The sequence below is a fragment of the Cetobacterium sp. ZOR0034 genome, from assembly GCF_000799075.1.
GTDB lineage: Bacteria > Fusobacteriota > Fusobacteriia > Fusobacteriales > Fusobacteriaceae > Cetobacterium_A.
Map to the genome: position 1 here is coordinate 1 of NZ_JTLI01000043.1, position 21,151 is coordinate 21,151.

Consider the following 21,151-nt stretch of genomic DNA (forward strand, 5'->3'; position numbering starts at 1 on the left):
CAGGAACTGTTCTAGTTTTCATACCAGCTTCAGTAGCATATTGAATTTTTTCCATAGTAAAGCTTCCAACTGGTATAAGATACGTCAGTATAGCAGCGAAAATAACTACGAAAAAGATAATGACATAGGTATCAGGTATTCTGATTTTTTTCTTCATTGTAAATTTCCTCCTAAAAAATTATGTACGCCTAAAAAAAAGTAATATATTTCAAAAAATAAAAGGCATACCGAAGGGTATGCCTAAATAGCTAAATACTTAAATTCTCAAAAATAAGTTTAAGTTAGCGTATTGTTATGGCAGCTTCACAACACTTCATATATTACAAACATCTTCGCCATCGGCCTTAGGCTCCGTTTTATTAGTGATAGTATACTACAGAATTGTGCAAAGTGTCAACTGTAAAAAGACAGTTAAAATGTCTTTATTTTTAGTACTAAAGTATTTTATTTTATTAAAGTTCTTTTACACAGAACAAAAGTACTAAATTTTAGTAAAAAAACTGTTGTATTTTATTTTTTTATGTGTTATTATTCTTAAAAATAAAAATTAATTTTCAAAAAGGACGGTGATAATTATGAGTAACGAAAGAGGTAATTGGGGATCAAGTGTAGGATTTGTATTAGCAGCTGCAGGATCAGCTATAGGACTTGGAAATTTATGGAAGTTTCCTTACTTAGCAGGAAAGAATGGTGGAGGAGCGTTTGTGCTAGTTTATCTATCACTAATAGTAATATTAGGATTCTCTTTAATGCTAGGAGAGATGGCTATAGGTAGAAGAGGAAAATCAGATGCCTTTGGTTCATATAACAATATTAAAAAAGGTTGGGGATTCGTAGGAATATTTGGAATTTTATGTTGTTTCATTATCTACTCGTACTATGTAGTTATCGCTGGGTGGATTGTAAAATATATCGGTATGTTTATTAGAGGGGGATTAACAGAGGATCCAGTGACGACATTCGGAAACTTTATTTCGTCTGGAACTTCACCTATAATATATAGCTTCATTGTAGTAATTGTAACGGCATTAATTGTTTTAAAAGGTGTATCTGGTGGAATTGAAAAAGCAAGTAAAATAATGATGCCTGTGTTGTTTATATTTATGTTAGTTATTGTAGCAAGATCAGTAACTCTTCCAAATGCCATGGAAGGAATTAAATATTTCCTTAAGCCTGATTTCTCACAGATAACTCCTTCAGTTGTAATTGCAGCTTTAGGACAGGTATTTTTCTCACTAAGTTTAGGTATGGGTGCCATGATAACTTATGGTAGTTACTTACCTAAGGATACGAACCTTGTAAAAAGTGCGTTCTGTATCCCAGTGCTAGATACACTGATTGCTTTATTAGCAGGACTTGCCATCCTACCAGCAGTTTTCTCATTCGGTTTAGAGCCAACAGCTGGACCAGGATTAATCTTTATAACTTTACCAAAAGTATTTGCTTCAATGCCTTTTGGTAATATCTTTGGAATTATATTCTTCCTACTAGTTTTATTTGCTGCACTTACATCAACTATCTCTTTATTAGAGGTTGTAGTATCGTTTGTTGTGGATCAAATGAAGTTAGATAGAAAGAAAGCTACAGTTTTAGTAAGTGCTTTAATAGCAGGATTTGCAATTCCAAACTCACACTCGTTTGGACCAATGGCGGAATTAAATGTATTCTTTGGAATGAACTTCTTTGATTTCTTAGGATACTTAACAGATAATATTTTACTTCCAGTTGGAGGGTTACTGCTTTGTGTATTCATTGGATTTGTTTGGGATAAAGAGGATCTTAAAAATGAGATTACAAACAATGGAGAGATTTCATTCCCACTGTTCTCAGCTTGGATGATTGGAGTTAAATACTTAGGAATTCAACTGTTATCATTAATTTTACTTGGAGCAATCGGAGTGGCTGGAAAAGGTATAAACTACTCGTTGATAGCAATCTTTATGCTACAAGTTTTATTCGATGTATTAGAGAATAAAAAGAGATCGAAATCAGCAGCCTAAAAGAAAAGAGAATAGTTTTTCTATTAAAAGATGTAGTTTAGCTACATCTTTTTTTTATTTTTTCTTACAAAAATGTTATACTAAGTATACTAAACAAGAAGGAGCAGAGTATGAGAAAACTACTATTTTTATTTAAAATTTCAATAATCTTAATAGCTCTACTAGAGGCTCTTTATGCTAAGGATATAGACCCTTTAAAAGAGTTCACTTACGATATAGTTATTGAAAACTACAGTAAGAACATTAAAAGGGATGTTAAAATAAAAAATGATTTAAATGAGGTAAAAGGAGTTTTAGCCAATAACGGTGAAAACTTTTTAGATATAGAGGGGGCTGCTTTCACATCTTGGGAGATATATAAAGAGGATGAAAAAATCAGCAGTGGGTATAGAGATAGCTTAGATGAAATAATTTCAGAGTTGCATCCAAATGAGGTCATAAGGTATAGGATTATTGCAAAACCAGATAAAAAGCTTCTTCATCAGGTTTTAAAAAATGAGGTTACAATCTACGAAGGCGAACAGATATCTGAAAAATTACGATATGAAAATGAGGTTTTAGGTTCAAAACCAAAGATAAAAAGAGAGGTGGATTCTGAAACCTACTCTTTAGGAGACTATCTAACTTATAGATTGATAGTAGAACCAGATGGACCGGGATATCTGAATAACTATGTTATAGATGAACATATACAGGATATTTTAGTTCCAACTTTGAGTGGAAAAGATGAACCATTTTTAAAAGATATTGAGATTAAAACGAATCAAAAAACCTCGGGTACAGGTGTGGATATAAAAAATGGTGAGAGATTGATTTATGAGATTAAAGGGCGTGTGAACGAAGGTGTTTTAGGAGATGTGGTATACAAAGATTTAAAAATAAAAAGTCCACCTGCTAATATAAAAGCTAAGTTTTTGAACTCTTCGAACTATTCTCCGGGAAGACTTTATACCTACGAGATAGAGATAGAGAATAGTGGTTTAGGAAATTCAAAAGATACTTCAATTCAAGCTCTAATGAAAAAGAGTGAGGCTCGAGATTGGAATGAAGAGATGTCACCAGCTTTTTTCAATGCCCAAGATATAAATGAAAAGGTAAACATTGGAGCGGGAAAGAGAGTTGTAAAAAAATACTCTGTCACTATATCTGAATTTCTAGTTGGAGATATATATTTGGATGTTTTGATTAATAGTCATACATACAGTAATAAAATAAAATCATATTCACCTGAAGCAAATGTAGTTCAAAAAGTTGAGAGATATTTGGATAAAACGGGTAAGAAAAAATTAGAGGGCTACACACCGGGGGGATATATAGAGTATCTTTTCAGAATAGAGAACAAAGGAAAAGGGATTTTGAAAGATTACGACTTAGACCCCAATATAGATGAGATTAAAACAAAATCTCACAGTGGAGATCAGATTTTTGCATTTATAAGTACCGATACGAAAAGTTCTTTAGAAAGAGGAGAGGGAGCTCGTTTACTACCAGGAGGATATGTAGAATATAGGGTTTTAGGAAAGGTAAGTAGAGAGGCTGTAGGAGATATTGTAAAAGGAGATATAGAATCGAAGATGTTGAAAAGTGAGGTATCACACTCGTTTTCAGTTTCGAAAGAGAGCTACAAACCTGGAGAAACTATCGAATACAGTGTCACTCTGAAAAATGAAGGACTTGGAACAGCCTATGGGATTCCTTACAAATTGGGTATAGCTGAGGCAAAGGTAAAACAGTCTGGACTTAAAAATAGAGATGTAAACCCATTTAGAAATGTTGAAGAGATAGAGCGTTTACCAGTTATATACCCCGGTGAGGAGTTCAAATATGTCTTTAAAGGGGTAACTAAAAACAGTATTTTTGAGAGTATACAGGTGGATTCAACTTATGGTGAAGTGGTGAAAAAGAGTGAAGTGACCGCTCTTCCGGGAAAAGTTGAGTTTACAAACACTTTAAAGAGTGTGAATGGAAAGCTAATGAATGGAACTTTAAAGTATAAACCTGGAGATATGGTGACATATGAGATTCACCTAAAAAATATTGGAGAGGGATTTCTAAGTGATATTTTTGTAGAGAGTAATCTTGAGGATGTGAAGGCTTTAGTTGCAGGCTCGGATGTAAAAGAGAAGGTTTTAGAAAATATAGATATCTCTATACAGAGTAGCGATCCAAGAACGGTTATAACATCTGAGATGGGAGACAATATAAATCACATACGAAAAAATATAGATTTTGCTCCAAAGAGTAGTATTGTATTTCAGATTTCAGCTATAGTATCTGATAAGGCTCTTGGAAGTTTGAGTGGGCTGGTATTCAAGGTGAACGGTAGTAGCAAAACATCTGAGGGATTGAGCAGTGTGAGTGGTTCTATAAAAGGTGAAAAGACACTTTTAGAACCAGAGAATGGAGTTTATAAACCCGGAGATAAATTGAAATATATGCTTACTATCAAAAATACTGGTGATGGATATGGACGATATATTCCAATAGAGGATTTACTGTCAGAGGTTACAACTGAAAAAGAGGGAAAGCGTTATGGTAGAGCTTTCTCTAACTGGAAGGTGACATATCTAGGACCACGTGATGAATCTTCGAGATTTAAACAGTATACATACTTGAAAAATGAGGTTTCAGGTCGAGAGGATTTAAACACAAAGGTAGATATAGGTCCAGGAGTATGGATACAGTTTTTGATAGAGGCGGATATAGACAAAGATGCTATCGGAGTTATAGAGAGTAAGGCTAAGGTTGCAGGTGGTACAACTGATGATCAAACGATATTTCTAAAACCAATCTCTGAGTATTCAGAGGAGGAGAGAGTTGAGCAGGGGATTCGTGTGAAGTTGACATCGACAAAGAGCGAGATAAAGATAGGTGAGGTTGTGGGTTTTACTGTGAATGTTGAAAATCGAGATAACCAAACCTATGAAAATCTTTCTTTAAAAAATATAACACCAAGGGGTTTTAGACATCTAGAGGAGGAGTTTGAAAAATTTTCTTTAGCACCAGACCAGAAATATAGTAAGACTTTCTATATGAAAGCAACTGTTGGAGCGAGTGTAGGAAAAAATAGTTTTCAAAGTTCGGTTACAAGAAGAAATAATAAAATCTCAAATATAGGTGAAACAAGTGTAGAGGTAAAAGGGGATTCTTTACTGAATACAGCAACAATTATAGGAAAAGTTGTGGATGAAAAAACAGATAGAGGGATTCCATATGCTGTTGTTTATACACCAGCAGGAATAGTTGTTCAAGCTGATGATGAGGGGCGGTTTCATCTGCCGGATCAGTGGGTAGATAAAACTTTTGGAGAGAATTTTCTTTTGAAATTGGATGAGAATAGCCTTCCATCTGGAAGCGTTGTAAAAAGTGAAAATCCGATGATAAAAAGAATCACACCATACTCTTTGACAAAATTTAACTTTATAGTTCAAACCCCTGAAAAAGTTGAAGAGGTTGAAAAATTCACAGAGGAGATTGAAGCGGATTCGAGTGATATAAAGTTAAACTATTCTGGGACAGGTTTTGTAGATGCCTATGTTGGAAAAGATAGTGATACTCCAAGGGCAACATATTTTGGAAAGGCGAGCTATGGGGACTATAAGCTAACTTTGCATTTTGATACAAAGGATAGAAAAAATCAGACCCTTTTAGAGAGAGTTACTGACGATGATTATGTTTACTATCCAACTTATGGCGATGATTCTAAAATCAGAAAAGAGGTTAACACAAAGGGAAAAATCTACCTAAAGTTTGAACATAAAGATTCAAGCTTACTTTGGGGAACGTATGAAACAGGTTTTACAGGAACACGTTTTATGGATTATAACAAAGAGCTATACGGATTTAAGGGTGAGTATAAAGAGGATGATATAAATGTCAAAGTTTTTGCGAGTACCCCAAATACGATGTATGGTCATGATGAGTTTTTAGGAACTGGTGGTAGTTTATATTTCCTAAAAAATGGAGATATATTAAAAGGTAGCCAAAAGATTTGGATAAAAGTTGTGGATGCTGACACCTATGTTGTAGAAAAGATTATATATCTTCAAGAGGGACGTGACTATGAGATAGATCCATTTATTGGAAGAGTTATCTTGACAACACCTTTAAGCGGTGGAAGTTCGACTGATTACTACGCTTACCTTGTTGCAGATTATAGCTACCTTCCAAAGGATGGAGAGATTTCAGACTCTTCAAACTATGGAGTTAAAACTGTAAAGGATATAAATGAAAATGTTCAAGTTGGAGTGACAGCTATCCATGAGAGTCGTGGAAAAGAGAGTTACGATTTGAAAGGTGTAGAGATAAAACTTCACGATGAAAAAGGTAACTATATAAAAGGAGAGTTCAGTCAGAGTGAGGGTGTTTCAAATATAAATAACCATCTATCTTTTGATGGTGGATTGACGTTTCAAAGCGTCGGACGAGATGATGATAAGATAACTGGAAACGCTTATCGTATCACAGGAGCTGTAAAACTTTTAGAGGAAGCTGAATTCAAAGCTTGGTATGAGAGAAAAGAGCGGGGTTACTCTTTCGCTTCAGATTTAGAGGATAGATTTTATCAAACCTTTGGAGGAGAATTAGCTTATACTCATTCAGAAAGATTGAAAAGCTACCTCAAGTTTCAATATGTCGATGAGATGAAGTGGGGCGAGGAACGTGAAAGTGGAACTGTCAGTAGTGCAAAGTTAGAGTATATTTTAAATGAAAGCACAAAGATATATAGTGAGATTAAAGCTGGAATCAGTAACGCTATCTCGCTCGGAGCTGAAAAAAGAGTCAACGATAGATTTAAAGTGAATGGTCGTACCTCTTTTGGCGAGTCTGGAAACTATTTCGAGTTGGGAGGAGATTATCAACTTTATGATAACTACAATATATATTCGGGATATAGTTCGGATGGAGAGATAAGTCGAGATAGATATACAGTTGGACAAAGAGCAAGAGTTGGAGAGCGTACAAGCCTTTATCAAGAGAATCAATTTATAAAAGAGCGTGGAAAAGAGGCATCTCTTCAAGGATATGGAATTGATTATGATTTAAGACGTGGGGTTACAATTGGAGGAGCTATCCAATATGGTGAGGTAATTTTACCAAATGATGAGAAGAGTGACCGTCGTGGAATCTCACTATATTTGAGATCTGAATCTGAGAGGCTAACTTTGAAAAATCGTGTGGAGTATCGTTCAGAGAGAGGGGATGAGGAGATTGAGCAGTATCTTACTACAAACTCATTTACCTATAGATACAGTAAGGAGTATACTTTCGCTGGAAAACTGAACTACTCATTCACAGATGATAGCTATGAGAATAGATATCTCGAGAGCAGTGTAGGTTTAGCATATAGACCAATCTATAACGATAGATTGAACTATCTATCTAGATATACGATGATTTTAGATAAGGATACAAAAGCTACAAAGGATTTCAGTGCTTATATAGCTGAGTTTGAAACAGTTTACTCACCCACAAGAAGACTTGATCTATCTATGAAAAATGGATATAGACGAGAGAAAAATACCTATCTGAACGATCTTTATATGCTAGGGTTCAAGGCTAACTATACGGTTATGAATAGTTGGGAAGTTTATGGTCAGTATCAATGGCTTTTAGACCGTGCAAATGAGGATGTTCTGAATGGTGCAATCTTTGGTATTTATAAGAATCTGGATAAAAATATGAAACTTGGAGGGGGATATAACTTCTCTGGATTCAAGGATTCATTAGGAGAGGAGGACTATAAAACCTCAGGTTGGTTTTTAAATATAATAGGAAGTATGTAGAATTAAAAAAAAAGAAAATAAAAAGAGAGACTTTGGGAGGATAGTCTCTCTTTTTATTTGTAATTTTTGATAAAGCTATTTTTTAGTATTTATCTTTGAGTAGATAAATAAAACAACCAAAGCACCTGCAGCAGCAGTAAAAATGCTACCAAAGTTTAATCCTTGAACAGAACCTATTCCAATAAGTTTACCAAGATAACCACCAACAAAGGCACCAACAATTCCTAAAACCATAGTCGCTAAAATTCCGCCACCTTGTTCTCCGGGCATTATCCATTTAGCAAGAGCACCAGCAAGAATTCCAAGGATAATCCATGTAAAAATTCCCATAAGTCTCATCTCCTATAAAAAATAATTCATTCTGCTCTAATATTCTAAAAAAATTTCTCATTTCCTTTTTTCCTTTTTAATAGTAAGAGATTACCACAGAAATGGTATTTTCTAAAAAACTATTCAAAAAAATTTGACTTTTTATTCAGTCGTGTAGTATATAGAGATATTAAGGAAAGGCTTCGAAAAAAATATGTTTTAATCACTTTTGGAATTGTTTTAGACTAAAGGAGGGATTTTTTTATGAAGAAATTAAAGACGTTTGAATTTATGGAAGAGTTTGATCATGAGCAGGTAGTATATTTCTACGATAAAAATACAGGCTTAAAAGGTATAACTGCTATTCATAACACGGATTTAGGACCAGCTTTAGGGGGTACAAGACTTTGGAACTATAAAACAGAGGAGGAGGCTCTGTTAGATGTTATCAGATTATCTAGGGGAATGACATATAAGGCAGCTGTTGCTGGGCTGAACTTAGGTGGAGGAAAAACAGTTTTAATAGGAGATCCAAAAAAAGTAAAAAGTGAAGCATATTTTAGAGAGTTAGGAAGATTTGTTCAAAGTTTAAATGGAAGATATATAACAGCTGAGGATGTAAATACGAGTACATCGGATATGGGATTTGTGGCTATGGAGACCGATCATGTTGTTGGGTTACATGGAAAAAGTGGAAATCCATCACCGTTCACAGCTCTGGGGGCATTATATTCAATAAGAGCAGCTTTAAAAGTGAAATTTGGAGATCCAACTATAGCAGGAAAAACATTCTCGGTTCAAGGAGCAGGACAGACAGGTTACTACTTAATTAAATATCTTTTAGGTGATAACGAGCATGGTGACAAAGCAAAAAAAATCTACTTCACAGAGATAAATGAAACGTATATTGAAAGAATGAAAAAAGAGCATCCAGAGGTAGAGTTTGTTAAACCCGAGGAGATATATGGTTTAGACGTAGATGTATTCTCACCTTGTGCTTTAGGTGGAGTTATAAATGATGAGACTATAGCACAACTGAAGTGTTCAATAGTTGCAGGAACATCTAACAATGTATTGAAAGGTGAAGAGCATGGAGCTCAATTGAAAGAGAAGGGTATTTTATACGCACCAGATTTCGTTGCAAACGGTGGAGGACTAATCAATGTTTATCATGAGCTAAAAGGTTACAATAAAGATGCAGCAACAGCGGATGTAAAAGCTATATATGACAGGTTGTTACAGATTTTTGAGATAGCTAAAACAGAGGATATACCTGTAAATATAGCAGCTATGCAGTTTGCTGAAGAGAGAATAAAAAGTGTCAAAAATATGAAACCGAGCTATGTGAAAAGATAAAAAGGATTTGGAGGTCATATGAATTTTTTTTCTGAACTATTAGAAAGATGTAAAGAGACTCATATAAAAAGAGTTCCAGTTGTTGTTTGTGCTCATGAGGATGAACTTTTGAAGGCGATTCTTAGAGCTAAAAGAGAGGACATAATCACCTCACCGATTTTAATAGGTGATAGAGAGGAGATTGTTAAACATCTATTGAAAAATGGAGCTAACTTGGATGATTTTCAAATTGTTCATGGAGATGGAAAGGAGAGATGTAGCGAGATAGCTGTCCAAAGTATTTTGAGTGGAGCGGGAGATTTTTTGGTAAAGGGTCTAGTTGATACATCAATTATATTGAAAGCTATTTTGAACAGAAAAGAGGAGCTATCAAAATCTGAGAACGGGGATATATTTTTCTCTCATGTGACAGTGGCAGAGCTAGACGCAATAGATAGAGTTATAGCTTTTGGAGATGCAGCTATGAATATACTTCCAGATGCAGAGGCTAAGATGAAAATAATAGAGAACTGCTATTCGGTATGGAGTGCTTTACATCTAAGAACACCTAAGATAGCTCTGTTAGCAGCAAAGGAAAGCGTATCAAAAAAGATGATAGCGACATTGGATGCCCATGCTATTACAAAAAAATTAGCAGAGGATGAAAGATTTATAGTTGAGGGACCACTTGCCTTAGATAATGCTTTATCGAAGAGATCGGCGGAGATTAAAGGTATAGCTGGAAAGATTCAAGGGGATGCGGATATACTTATAATGCCAAATATAGAAGCTGGAAATATATTTTACAAGAGCTTATGTTACTTAACGAAAAGTGAAACAGCGGGGATTTTAGTTGGAGCAAAAATTCCAATTGTTATAACATCAAGAGCTGACAGTGAAGAGAGTAAGTTTTTATCAATAGTGTTAGCATCAGTTATTTAGGAGGTGTCGGTTTTGGCTAAATTTAAGGTGAGTTTTAATAAAGAGCGGTGTAAAGGGTGTGGGCTTTGCACCCTGTTCTGCCCAATGAAAATTGTGCATCTGAATATGGATGAGATGAACTCTAAGGGATACAATGTGTCGCATGTAACAGATGAGGAGAAATGTGTTGGTTGCACGAACTGTGCTATGATGTGCCCAGATTCAGTTATAAGTATAGATAAGATTTAAGGAGGAGTTTTATGGCAAAAAAGCTAATGAAAGGGAATGAAGCGATGAGTGCAGCAGCTATAAATGCTGGTTGCAGATTTTTCTTCGGATACCCGATAACACCACAAAATGAGATTCCTGAGTATATGTCAAGGGAGCTTCCAAAGGTTGGTGGATCTTTTATACAAGCTGAGTCTGAGGTTTCGGCTATAAATATGGTTTATGGTGCAGCGGGATGTGGAGCTAGAGTTATGACCTCATCTTCATCTCCAGGGATGGCGTTAAAGCAGGAGGGGCTATCGTATATAGCTGGAGCTGAGCTACCTTGCGTGGTTATAAATGTGACAAGGGGTGGACCTGGATTAGGAGGGATTCAACCATCTCAAGCTGATTATTTCCAAGCCACTCGTGGAGGAGGAAATGGTGACTACTACATGCCTGTTTATGCTCCGGCAACTGTCCAAGAAGCTGTCGATTTAATAGGAAAAGGGTTCGACGTAGCTGATCAATATAGAACTCCAGTTATGCTGTTAGTCGATGGGATGATTGGTCAAGTTATGGAGCCTGTGGAGTTAAATGAAAACCCAGAGAGAAAGGAGTTTGATAAGAGCTGGGCGACAACGACAACAAAGGGCGAACGTACTCCAAATATTATAAACTCACTTTACTTAAAGCCAGAGGAGTTAGAGTTACACTGTGAGAAACTGTTTAGAAAGTTTGACGCCATAAAAGAGAATGAGGTGATGTCGGAAACTATAGGCTTAGAGGATGCCGAGATAGTTTTAGTAGCTTATGGAACAACGGCTCGTATAGCTAAGAATGTTATTAAGAGCTTGGAAAAAGATGGAATAAAAGCTGGGCTTATACGACCTATAACGGTTTGGCCTTTCCCTTATGAGGATGTAAAAAATCTGAGTGAGAGAGTGAAAAACATCCTTGTGGTTGAGATGAGTATGGGGCAGATGATAGAGGACGTTCGGCTTGGAAACGAGGGACGAAAGCCAGTTCATTTTTATGGTAGAACGGGTGGAATGGTTCCAACTCCAGAGGATATAATTAAAAAAGTGAAAGAGATAATGGGGAGGTAAGTATGGAAAGTATCTATAAAAGAAGTGCAGGATTGACAGATGTACCTACCCACTATTGCCCTGGGTGTACACATGGAATTGTTCATAAGTTGGTAGCTGAAACTTTAGAGGAGCTAGGAGTGATAGGGGATACAGTTGGAGTAGCACCGGTTGGTTGTGCTGTTTTAGCTTACAAATATTTCAACACAGATATGCATGAGGCTTCTCATGGAAGAGCACCAGCAGTTGCTTCGGGAATCAAAAGAGTGTTGCCTGATAAAGTTGTATTCACATATCAAGGGGATGGGGATTTAGCAAGTATCGGAGCGGCAGAGATTGTTCATGCAGCAGCTAGAGGAGAGAAGTTCGTAACTATTTTTATAAATAACACAACGTATGGAATGACAGGTGGTCAGATGGCACCGACAACTCTAATAAACCAGAAGACAACGACATCCCAAAGTGGAAGAGACCCAGAGGTTCAAGGGTATCCAGTGCATATGTCTGAGATGTTATCGACTTTGAGTGGAAGTTACTACATTGAAAGATGCTCGGTTCATGACCCTGTGAATATAAGAAAAACAAAAAAAGCTATAAAGAAAGCCTTTCAACTACAACTAGAAGGAAAAGGGTTCTCTATGATTGAGATACTATCGACATGCCCAACGAACTGGGGACAAACACCCGCAGATTCATTGAAATGGCTAAAGGATGGTGTGATGAATGTATTCCCACTAGGAGTTTTCAAAGATAGAAGTGAGGAGGGGAAAAATGGATGATTTCATAATATGTTCAGGCTTTGGAGGGCAAGGGGTTATGTCGATGGGACAGATTCTTGCATACTCGGGAATGATAGAGAATAAAGAGGTTTCATGGTTACCATCTTATGGACCCGAGATGAGAGGGGGAACAGCTAACTGCTCGGTGATACTTTCAGATGAACCCATCGGGTCACCAGTTATAACAAATAACGCAACAGTTCTTATAGCTATGAATCTACCCTCGCTGAAAAAGTTTCAGGACTCACTTTTAGAAAATGGAACTCTTTTGGTGAACTCATCTCTTGTGAAAGAGGAGAGTGATAGAGAGGATATAAAAATATATAAAATACCAGCAAATGATTTAGCTCATGAGCAGTGTGCAAATTTAAAAGTAGCTAATATGGTTATGTTAGGAGCGTATTTAGAGATATCGAAGAGTTTGAAAGATGAAAGTGTGTTACATGGGTTTTTAAAGATTTTTGGAGAGAGAAAAGCTGATCTTTTACCTATAAATGAAAAGGCTCTTCAGGTTGGAAGAGAGTATATAAAAAATAACTACTAGGGAGAAGAGGAAATATGAGAGAGTTTAATATCTTAGTTATCAATCCAGGATCGACATCAACGAAAATTGCATATTTTAGGAATGGAGTTGAGAAGTTAAAACGTGAGTTACACCATGAGAGTAGTTTTTTGAAAACTTTGGATTACGAGGGTGAGTTGGAGTATAGATACTCTTTGATTAGAGAGTTACCGATAGAGTGGGAGAGCTTAGAGGCGGTTGTTGGAAGGGGTGGACTTTTAAAACCGCTAAAGAGTGGAACGTATTCTGTGAATGAAAAAATGATAGATGATTTACGAAGTGAGTTTTATGGAAAGCACGCTTCGAATTTAGGTGGTATTTTAGCTAAAAAGATAGCGGATGAGTTTAAAATACCATCGTATATAGTGGACCCTGTGGTTGTGGATGAGATGAGTGAACTAGCTAAGGTGTCAGGAATGCCTGAGCTGGTTCGTCGATCGGTATTCCACGCTTTAAACCAAAAGGGTGTGCTAAAAAATTATTGTAAGAAGATGGGGATCGATTACAATAGCAATACCTTTATAGCTGTACATATGGGTGGTGGAATTTCGGTTGGGCTTCATAAAAATGGAGAGGTCGTAGATGTGAATAACGCTTTGGATGGAGATGGGCCCTTCACTCCAGAGCGTGCTGGGACTCTACCAATCGGAGATTTTTTTAAACTGTATTATGCTGGTAAACACTCAAAGGAGTTTTTACTGCGACGGCTAAAAGGGGATGGTGGAATCTCTGCGTACCTAGGAACTAACAATGTGAAAGAGGTTATGGACAGGGTTTTAAGTGGAGATGAAAAAGCTAAAAAAATTATAGATGCGATGTGTTATCAGATAGCTAAGGAGATAGGAGGTCTTGCTGCTGTTGCAGAGGGATGTGTCGATGCTATTATTTTAACTGGTGGAATGGCGTATTCGGATTATATCTGTGAGGAGATAACGAAACGGGTGGCTTTTATAGCTGAAGTTGTACGTGTTCCGGGAGAGTTTGAGATGCAGTCGCTATATGATGGTGGAGCTAGAGTTTTAAATGGTATTGAGGATGTGAAGGAGTATATTTGAATTGAATAGGTAGATTGAGCTTGGTAATCCTACGGGAGCCAAGCTCTTTTTTATTTTTTAGTTGATTTTTGTCTAAGAAAGGTTTATAATTCAATTAACGATTAGAAAAAGTGGATACACTATAAAAAGAGAGAGGAAACCGAGACCTTTCTCTTTTTTAATTTATTAACGAAATATCGTTAATATTTGAAAAGTTAACGATATTTTGATAAAATGTAGCTGAGGTGGTTTTATGAATTTTAGAGAATATTTAAAAGAAAAAGGAGTTTCGTTGCTCAAAGTATCAAAAGAAACGGGGATTCCATACTCAACCTTAGTTACAGCAATTGAAAAACCAGAGAGTATGAGAGTTGAAAATCTAATAAAATTATCACAGTATTTAGATAAAAATTTAGATGAAGTCTTTAATATGTTAAGTCAAAAGAAAGAGAAAACATTAGCTCAAATATTGAAAGAACAAAAAGATATGAAGTTAAAAGGCAATCTTTATCATTTTACGCAGATAAAATTTGCATATAATACGAATAGAATAGAGGGAAGTAGGTTGAGTGAGGATGAAACAAGATTTATTTTTGAAACAAATACACTCATACCCAATGGAAATTCTCAAAATGTAGATGATGTAGTTGAAACAGCTAACCACTTTGGTCTTTTTGATGCTTTATTAGATAGAGTAGACCATATTTTAAGTGAAGATTTAATAAAAGATTATCACAGAATTTTGAAATCAGGAACAGAGGATTCAAGAAAAGATTGGTTTAATGTAGGAGAGTATAAAACTTTGCCAAATGAGGTTGGTGGGCAGGAGACAACTAAGCCAAAAGATGTGGGAAAAGAGATGAGAAAGCTTTTGATTAACTATAACTCTATAGATGAGATAAAGTTGAAAGATATTATAGAGTTTCATTATAGATTTGAAAAGATTCATCCGTTCCAAGATGGAAATGGTAGAGTTGGAAGGGCTATTATGTTTAAAGAGTGCTTAAGAAATAATGTAGTTCCATTTATAATTGAGGATAGTTTCAAGGCCTTTTATTACAGGGGATTATCTAAGTATGAAGAGGAAAAGGGGTTTTTAGAAGAGACTTGTTTAGCTATGCAGGATAACTATAAAGAGGTTATAAAAAGATTTTTACAAAAATTTGATTTTTAGAAGAAAGAGTAGTATAATTAATACATAAACGATTATAATTCAATGTTAATGACTACATTGTATGGGAAAGAGCTAGGAGTGAGAAACTAGCTCTTTTCTATTTTTTGTAGTTATGATATAATTAGTATCAGTGGTTACTTACCCTAGAAAGGGGGTGTAGTCGTTAAATGCAAAGAATTATAATCGTTATTGCCCTTTTTTTACTACTTGCTAAAAAAGGATACTAAGTAATCACTAGCTAGGTGCCTCACTCACCTAGCTTTTTTTAAGAAAAAAATACTGGGAGAAGAGATGAAAAGAGTTACGGGGTTATTATTTTTACTACCACAATTGGTATTAGGGCAGGATAGTTGGAGAGGGATTCCATATCCTATGAACCGTTGGGGTGTGTCGGTTATGGGTGTTAAGCAGACTGAGAAAGGAAACTTGACAGAGGCTAGTGTTTCAGGGATAAAGATAACAGAAAAACTAAACGCAAATGTAGATTTTTTAGAGCCAGAAGATTTGAAGATGGATGCGGATGTTCAAATAGTTAAAGTAGATTATTTTGTGTTACCGTTTTTAAATCTATATGCTATAGGTGGAAAATTAGAGGCTACAGCAAAATTTAATTTGGGAAGAGCTAATGTTAATTTTGATAGCACAGGTAGACCAGTAATTGATGGTATTTTAGGAGCGGTTGGAGATGGAATAGCGGAATATGTTCCACAAAGTATCGAATACAAGTCAGAAGGAAAGTTGTATGGTGGAGGGGCTTTAATAGCGGGAGAATATAATAGAATTTTCTCATCACTACAGTATACATATACAAGAATAGAGATGGATGGAGATGTAGCAGCTAAGAGTGCCGAGGTAGCAGCAGGAAGACTTGGTTATGTAGTTTACCGTAATAAAGGGTATTCGGTAACGCCATATGTAGGTGCAGCTTATCAAAAAACAGACAGTTCATTATCAGGACCAATTCCTGGTTTAGAAGGAGTAAATTACCAATTTCAGATGGAGCTAGAGGATTTAACACCATCAGTTGGAGTTTTCACAGTAATAAATGATAGTTTTACAGTTTTAGTGGATTATTCATTTGGAGATAGAGAGACTTTAGCTATAGATTTAGGGTATAGATTTTAGTTTATAAATTTTACAAGTAGTATCTAAAGTATAAAAACTGATGTTTTTATACTTTAGATGTGATATAATCATTTATAAAATAAAAAAAAGGTGATTTATATGACTAAGTATGAAGAGTTATTGAAGTTATATTATAAAAAACAAAATATAACAGAAGAGTTGGAAAAAAGATTAGCTAATCCATGTGCATATAAAACAGAATTAGAGATTTTTCCTATTTCAAAAGAAAAAAGAGTTATGGATCAAAAGTTTAATCTATTTTATTTACCGATAGGGGATATATTACTTTTAGAAGAGAAGATATATAGACAGAGTGCAGAGATTCAAAGATTGTCTATAAACTTACCGATGATAGCAAGAGTTTCTTGTATCAGAGAGATTATGGTTAATGAAATCATAAAAACAAATGGAATAGAGGGAGTAAGAACTACTAAGAAAGATGTCTATGAAAGTATGGATTCGAAAAAGAAAACTAGACTTTCTGGAATTATAAATAAATATAATCAAATAATAGAAAATAATATTGAGAGAATAGACTCTCCAGAAGAGATTAAAGATTTGTATGAATATATATTTTCTCAGGATATTTTGGAAAATCCCGAAAATAGATTGGATGGGAAGTTGTTTAGAAAAGGACGAATCCATATAAGCAATGGATTGAAGACCGTTCATATAGGAGATACTTCTGAAGAGATGATTATATCTCATATTACAGATTTGGTTAAATTTATGAATAAAAATGATATTCAAAGTCTTGTAAAAGCGTCGATAGCTCACTATTATTTAGAGTATATTCATCCGTTTTACGATGGGAATGGACGTTTTGGAAGATTGCTATTTTCGATGTATTTGGCAAGAAAAACTGATGTTTTTACAGCACTTTCTCTTTCGTATGCAATATTTTCTGATAAAGATGGATATTCAAAGCTGTTTTTAGATGTTTCAAATCCTAGAAATTGTGGAGAAGTAACATTTTTTGTAAAAGGTATGTTGGAATTTATTTTGAAAGGTCAAGAAAGTATAATAGAGATGCTAAATCAAAATATAGTGAAGTTAGAATTTGCATTTCAGTATATAAAAGATTGTAGTTTAACAGAGATAGAAAGTGAGATTTTATCAATATATGTTCAAGGTTATATTTTTGCAGAGAGATCTCATATGAAAGATTCTGAAATTTTAGAGTATTTACCAATAAAAAGTAAATTGACTCTAAAAAAACATCTAGATTCGTTAGTAGATAAAAATTATCTTCAACAGATATCTAAGAGACCTTCTCAACATAGTTTGAGTGAATTCTTGAAAGGTGAGTTTGAATAAGAAAATTATAGAAAAGATTTAAAGGGTAAGCCTAGTATAAACTGCTAAAGGATGGTGGTGAAATGCTAGGCTTAGTTTGTATGTTAGATGGAAAAGGGATGAAAAAAGGAGTGGCATCTTTGAAGGCTTTCAATCTCGAAAAGGTTAGAGAGGCTACACTTTTTAATCTTGATTATACTTTAGAAACGATAAGGTTTTGTAGACTTAAAGGCTACATATACAGAGTGTCATCGTCGGTGATTCCTTATCCTGACTGCTGGGAGTGGAATAAAGATGAAGAGATTTTGAAAAAGTTAAAAGAGATAAAAAAACAGAGTTCAAAGATTCGGTTAATCATACATCCAGATCAGTTTGTGGTTTTAAATAGTGATTCGGAAAGTGTGATAAAAAACTCTTTGAAAATTTTGAAGAATCAAACCGATTTTGCAAAGTTAGCAGGAATAAGTGATTTAGTTTTACATATTGGAAAAAAAGATGGAATCCAAAAGTTTATCGAGACTTTTAAAACCTTAGATGATTACACAAAAAGTATTTTAGTTTTAGAGAACTGTCACAATTACAAGGTGAATGAGGTTTTAGAACTTTGTGAGAAGATAGAAATTCCGATGGTTTTAGATGTTCATCACGCAAGGGTTACCAAAAGTGAAGAGTATGATACAGAAAGAGTAAAGGCGACCTGGAAAGATAGAAAGCCTCTCGCTCATATCTCTTCTGGAAAAGAGTCTGAGGATGATAAATCTCATGCTGATTATATATCAGAAGAGGATGTTCAGAGGTTTGAATGGCTCTTCCAAGATTTCGACGTAGAGGTTGAAGCGAAAAAGAAGGAATTAGCATTAGAAAAGTTAGAAAAAGACCAGAAAAATTAATTCTGGTCTTTTTTTAAAATTATTTTATAGTGGATCTTCGTATAACAAGAGATGGTAAAATTTCAAAGTTTCCAAAATGATAGAATCTCTCTTCTGATATTTGATTTAAAAGAATCTCAAACCCCTTTTCGACAATCTCTTGAATCGGTTGATTTACACTTGTAATTTTTAAAATCTGAGATAAAATTGTATTATCAAAGCTTGCAATCATAGTATCTTTTGGTATATTTATATCACGAGCTTCAAGCTCTTTAACTAGTTCGTATGCTACAGTATCATTTGTTGTAAAAAATCCATCTGGATATTTAGATAAAGTACCTAAGAATTTCTTGATATAGTTCTTTATTTCAAAATTTGAAAGTGGTGTATTAGGCATGAAGATACACATATTTTCATCTACTCCAAATCCCTTTTCGTATAACTCACTTTGAAATCCAATATACTTCTCATCATTTTCAGGCCCTATATACGCTAGATTAATTCTTCCCTGTTCGATAAAGTGTTTTGCAACAAGCTCACCACCATATCTATGATTAGTAGAGATACTATTTGTATCTGGAAATTGATTAGTTAAAGTTATATGTGGTATATTTCTATTTTTAAGATATTTTATATTTTCAACAGAGTTAGCAACTAATATTATTCCGTCAACATTTCTTCTGATAAAGTTATTTATATTTTCAAACTCAGTCTCAGGATTACCTTGAGAGTTGTGTAAAATAAGATTATATCCTTTTTCAGTAGCTATTTTCTCCAAGTAATCTAAAATCTCTATAAAATATGGATTTGTTAAATTTGGAATTGAAACTCCTATTAAAAAAGAGCTACTTTTTTTTAGAGATTGCGCAGCTAGATTCGGTTGGTAGTTTAGTTCTTTGATCCATTTTCTAACTACTTTTACTTTTTCATCATCAACACTTTCAGGAGTGTTTAACACTCTAGAAACTGTTGAAAGAGAGACACCAGCTTTTTCAGCGACTAATTTCATTGTTACTTTCATATATACTCCTTTTAGAGAACGTTTTCATATAAACTATTATACATTATAATAAAAAAAAATCAATATTTTTGATAACAATGTTCTTAAACAGTTTCAAAAGATTAAAATTAGAAGAAAAAACAATAAAAACAATTGACTTTTTCTCTGAAAAATATTATACTCATCTCAATAAAACGTTTTCATAAATTTGAAAATTTTTTCAAACAATCAAAAATATAGAATAAACAAAAGTTTAATAAAGGAGAAAATTATGAAAAAATTAATTTTATTAGGAGCAATGAGTTTATTGATTATGAGTTGTGGTGAAAAAGAAAGTAAAAATAAAGAGGTTACAGTGTGGACTCACGCATCACCTGAACACCCAGAGGGAAGAATGTTTCAAACGAGAGCTGATGAGTACAATAAAAATTTTCCAGACAAATTACCTATAAAGATTCAAAACTTTACAAGAGCGGGTGCAGGGTCTGGATATATGGATAAATTGAATGCTGCAATAACAGCTTCGGATATGCCTGATATCTTCACATTAGATGGCCCAGATATAGCCTCTTACGCAACAGCAGGTGTAGTAAAGCAACTTGATAACTCTATGAATAAAGAGTTTTTATCAGGATTTACAAAAGCTATTCAAGAGCAAGGAACTATAGATCATAAACTTTATGGAATAGGATACCAAGATTCAGGAGTTATCATTTTATATAATGAAGAGATAATAAATATGCTACCTCAAGATGTTAAAGCAATAATTCCAATGTCACCAGAAGCGGATTGGACGTGGGATGATTTCTATAAAGTCTCTTCAGCAGTTAAAGATTTAAAATCAAATCCAGAATTTAAAGATACTGAAGTGGTAAGAAAAATAGAACTTCCAGTTAGCTTTGCATTAGGAGATATAGTTAAAGGTGGATACGAGATAGCGATGTATTACCTTGCACCAATTATTTGGACAAATAACTCAAATGTAGTTTCAGAAGATGGTCTTACTACGGATGGATATTTAAATAATCCTAAAACAGTTGAGGCGTTACAGGTATTTGGAAAGTTTTTCAGAGATGATTTAGGTGGGATAGTAGAGTCAGAAAAAGCCTTTCATAATGGAAAAGCTGCTTTAGCAGTTGCAGGGTCTTGGTATATTCCAGATTTAACAAATAACTACCCAGAGTTAAAATATAGAGCGTTGAAATATCCTAAATTATCAAAAGATTTTACAGGAAATTATACACCTTCAGGAAGTTGGTCGTTTGTTGTAAACGGTGCATTAAAAGATAGTGATACTAAAACAAAAGAGGTTTTAGAAGCATTAGAGTGGCTAACAAATGATGATTCAGTAAAAGTTTACTATGATGCAAATAACTCTATTCCTGTAAGAACAGCTATGATAGATATAATTGATACAAATACATCAAATCCAAATTTCAATGAAGCGTGGACAGCTTTAAAAAATGAAATTAAAAATACAAATAAAGCTAGACCAGCATCACCGATCTATCCATATATATCTGAAACTTTTGCAAAAGATATAATTTCAAAGATAGCAAGAGAGAAAACTGCGGATTTTGAAACTATAAAAAAATATACAGATGAAGCTGTTACAAAAATAGATAGAGAGGCTAGAAAATATAAAAAGTAGAAAAGGGGAAGTGAG

The 21,151-nt window shown here is 34.5% G+C and carries 16 protein-coding genes; 14 read left to right on the forward strand and 2 right to left on the reverse strand.

Annotated elements, in window-relative coordinates; all coding sequences use genetic code 11:
- The first annotated feature begins 575 nt into the window (after nucleotides 1-575).
- Both L992_RS08480 and L992_RS08485 read left to right on the forward strand, forming a co-directional pair.
- Nucleotides 576-2,000 (forward strand): sodium-dependent transporter, encoded by a 1,425-nt coding sequence (locus L992_RS08480; protein WP_081982797.1) that lies wholly within the window; start codon nucleotides 576-578, stop codon nucleotides 1,998-2,000.
- Nucleotides 2,001-2,110: 110 nt separating this feature from the next.
- Nucleotides 2,111-7,786, forward strand: coding sequence for a hypothetical protein (locus L992_RS08485; protein WP_047395640.1), 5,676 nt, complete (start codon nucleotides 2,111-2,113; stop codon nucleotides 7,784-7,786).
- A 75-nt stretch (nucleotides 7,787-7,861) separates the two neighbouring features.
- Here the strand turns inward: L992_RS08485 and L992_RS08490 are convergent, their stop codons facing one another.
- On the reverse strand, nucleotides 7,862-8,116 hold the full coding sequence (locus L992_RS08490; protein WP_047383829.1) for a GlsB/YeaQ/YmgE family stress response membrane protein: 255 nt from the start codon (nucleotides 8,114-8,116) through the stop codon (nucleotides 7,862-7,864).
- A 243-nt stretch (nucleotides 8,117-8,359) separates the two neighbouring features.
- Between L992_RS08490 and L992_RS08495 the strand changes: the two genes are divergently transcribed.
- From L992_RS08495 to L992_RS08545, 11 genes are all read left to right on the forward strand, one after another.
- Nucleotides 8,360-9,451 (forward strand): Glu/Leu/Phe/Val dehydrogenase, encoded by a 1,092-nt coding sequence (locus tag L992_RS08495; protein ID WP_047395642.1) that lies wholly within the window; start codon nucleotides 8,360-8,362, stop codon nucleotides 9,449-9,451.
- Nucleotides 9,452-9,469: 18 nt separating this feature from the next.
- On the forward strand, nucleotides 9,470-10,372 hold the full coding sequence (locus tag L992_RS08500; RefSeq protein WP_047383826.1) for a phosphate acyltransferase: 903 nt from the start codon (nucleotides 9,470-9,472) through the stop codon (nucleotides 10,370-10,372).
- Between the two features lie 27 nt (nucleotides 10,373-10,399).
- The gene (locus tag L992_RS08505) at nucleotides 10,400-10,600 is read left to right on the forward strand and encodes a 4Fe-4S binding protein (RefSeq protein WP_255359936.1); all 201 of its coding nucleotides are present in this window, start codon (nucleotides 10,400-10,402) and stop codon (nucleotides 10,598-10,600) included.
- A gap of 11 nt (nucleotides 10,601-10,611) precedes the next feature.
- Complete coding sequence (locus L992_RS08510) at nucleotides 10,612-11,667, forward strand: 3-methyl-2-oxobutanoate dehydrogenase subunit VorB (RefSeq protein ID WP_047395645.1); 1,056 nt, start codon at nucleotides 10,612-10,614, stop codon at nucleotides 11,665-11,667.
- 2 nt (nucleotides 11,668-11,669) lie between these two features.
- Entirely contained in the window at nucleotides 11,670-12,425 is a 756-nt protein-coding gene (locus L992_RS08515) for a thiamine pyrophosphate-dependent enzyme (protein ID WP_047383820.1), read from the forward strand.
- Nucleotides 12,418-12,969: a 2-oxoacid:acceptor oxidoreductase family protein gene (locus tag L992_RS08520; RefSeq protein WP_047383818.1), complete on the forward strand. Its 552-nt coding sequence runs from the start codon at nucleotides 12,418-12,420 to the stop codon at nucleotides 12,967-12,969. The genes L992_RS08515 and L992_RS08520 overlap by 8 nt, the downstream gene beginning before the upstream one ends.
- Before the next feature lie 14 nt (nucleotides 12,970-12,983).
- A complete protein-coding gene (gene buk / locus L992_RS08525; RefSeq protein ID WP_047383817.1) occupies nucleotides 12,984-14,042 on the forward strand; it encodes a butyrate kinase in 1,059 nt (352 codons plus the stop codon).
- Between the two features lie 409 nt (nucleotides 14,043-14,451).
- A complete protein-coding gene (locus tag L992_RS08530; protein WP_052193951.1) occupies nucleotides 14,452-15,195 on the forward strand; it encodes a Fic family protein in 744 nt (247 codons plus the stop codon).
- Between the two features lie 291 nt (nucleotides 15,196-15,486).
- The gene (locus L992_RS08535; protein ID WP_047395649.1) at nucleotides 15,487-16,320 is read left to right on the forward strand and encodes a hypothetical protein; all 834 of its coding nucleotides are present in this window, start codon (nucleotides 15,487-15,489) and stop codon (nucleotides 16,318-16,320) included.
- A gap of 99 nt (nucleotides 16,321-16,419) precedes the next feature.
- On the forward strand, nucleotides 16,420-17,637 hold the full coding sequence (locus L992_RS08540) for a Fic family protein (protein ID WP_047395652.1): 1,218 nt from the start codon (nucleotides 16,420-16,422) through the stop codon (nucleotides 17,635-17,637).
- Between the two features lie 62 nt (nucleotides 17,638-17,699).
- Nucleotides 17,700-18,506: a TIM barrel protein gene (locus tag L992_RS08545; RefSeq protein ID WP_047395655.1), complete on the forward strand. Its 807-nt coding sequence runs from the start codon at nucleotides 17,700-17,702 to the stop codon at nucleotides 18,504-18,506.
- A gap of 19 nt (nucleotides 18,507-18,525) precedes the next feature.
- Here the strand turns inward: L992_RS08545 and L992_RS08550 are convergent, their stop codons facing one another.
- Nucleotides 18,526-19,506, reverse strand: coding sequence for a LacI family DNA-binding transcriptional regulator (locus L992_RS08550; RefSeq protein WP_047395658.1), 981 nt, complete (start codon nucleotides 19,504-19,506; stop codon nucleotides 18,526-18,528).
- A gap of 250 nt (nucleotides 19,507-19,756) precedes the next feature.
- Here L992_RS08550 and L992_RS08555 point away from each other — a divergent pair, with 250 nt between their 5' ends.
- Nucleotides 19,757-21,136, forward strand: a complete 1,380-nt coding sequence (locus L992_RS08555; RefSeq protein WP_047395661.1) for an ABC transporter substrate-binding protein — start codon at nucleotides 19,757-19,759, stop codon at nucleotides 21,134-21,136.
- Nucleotides 21,137-21,151 lie beyond the last annotated feature (15 nt).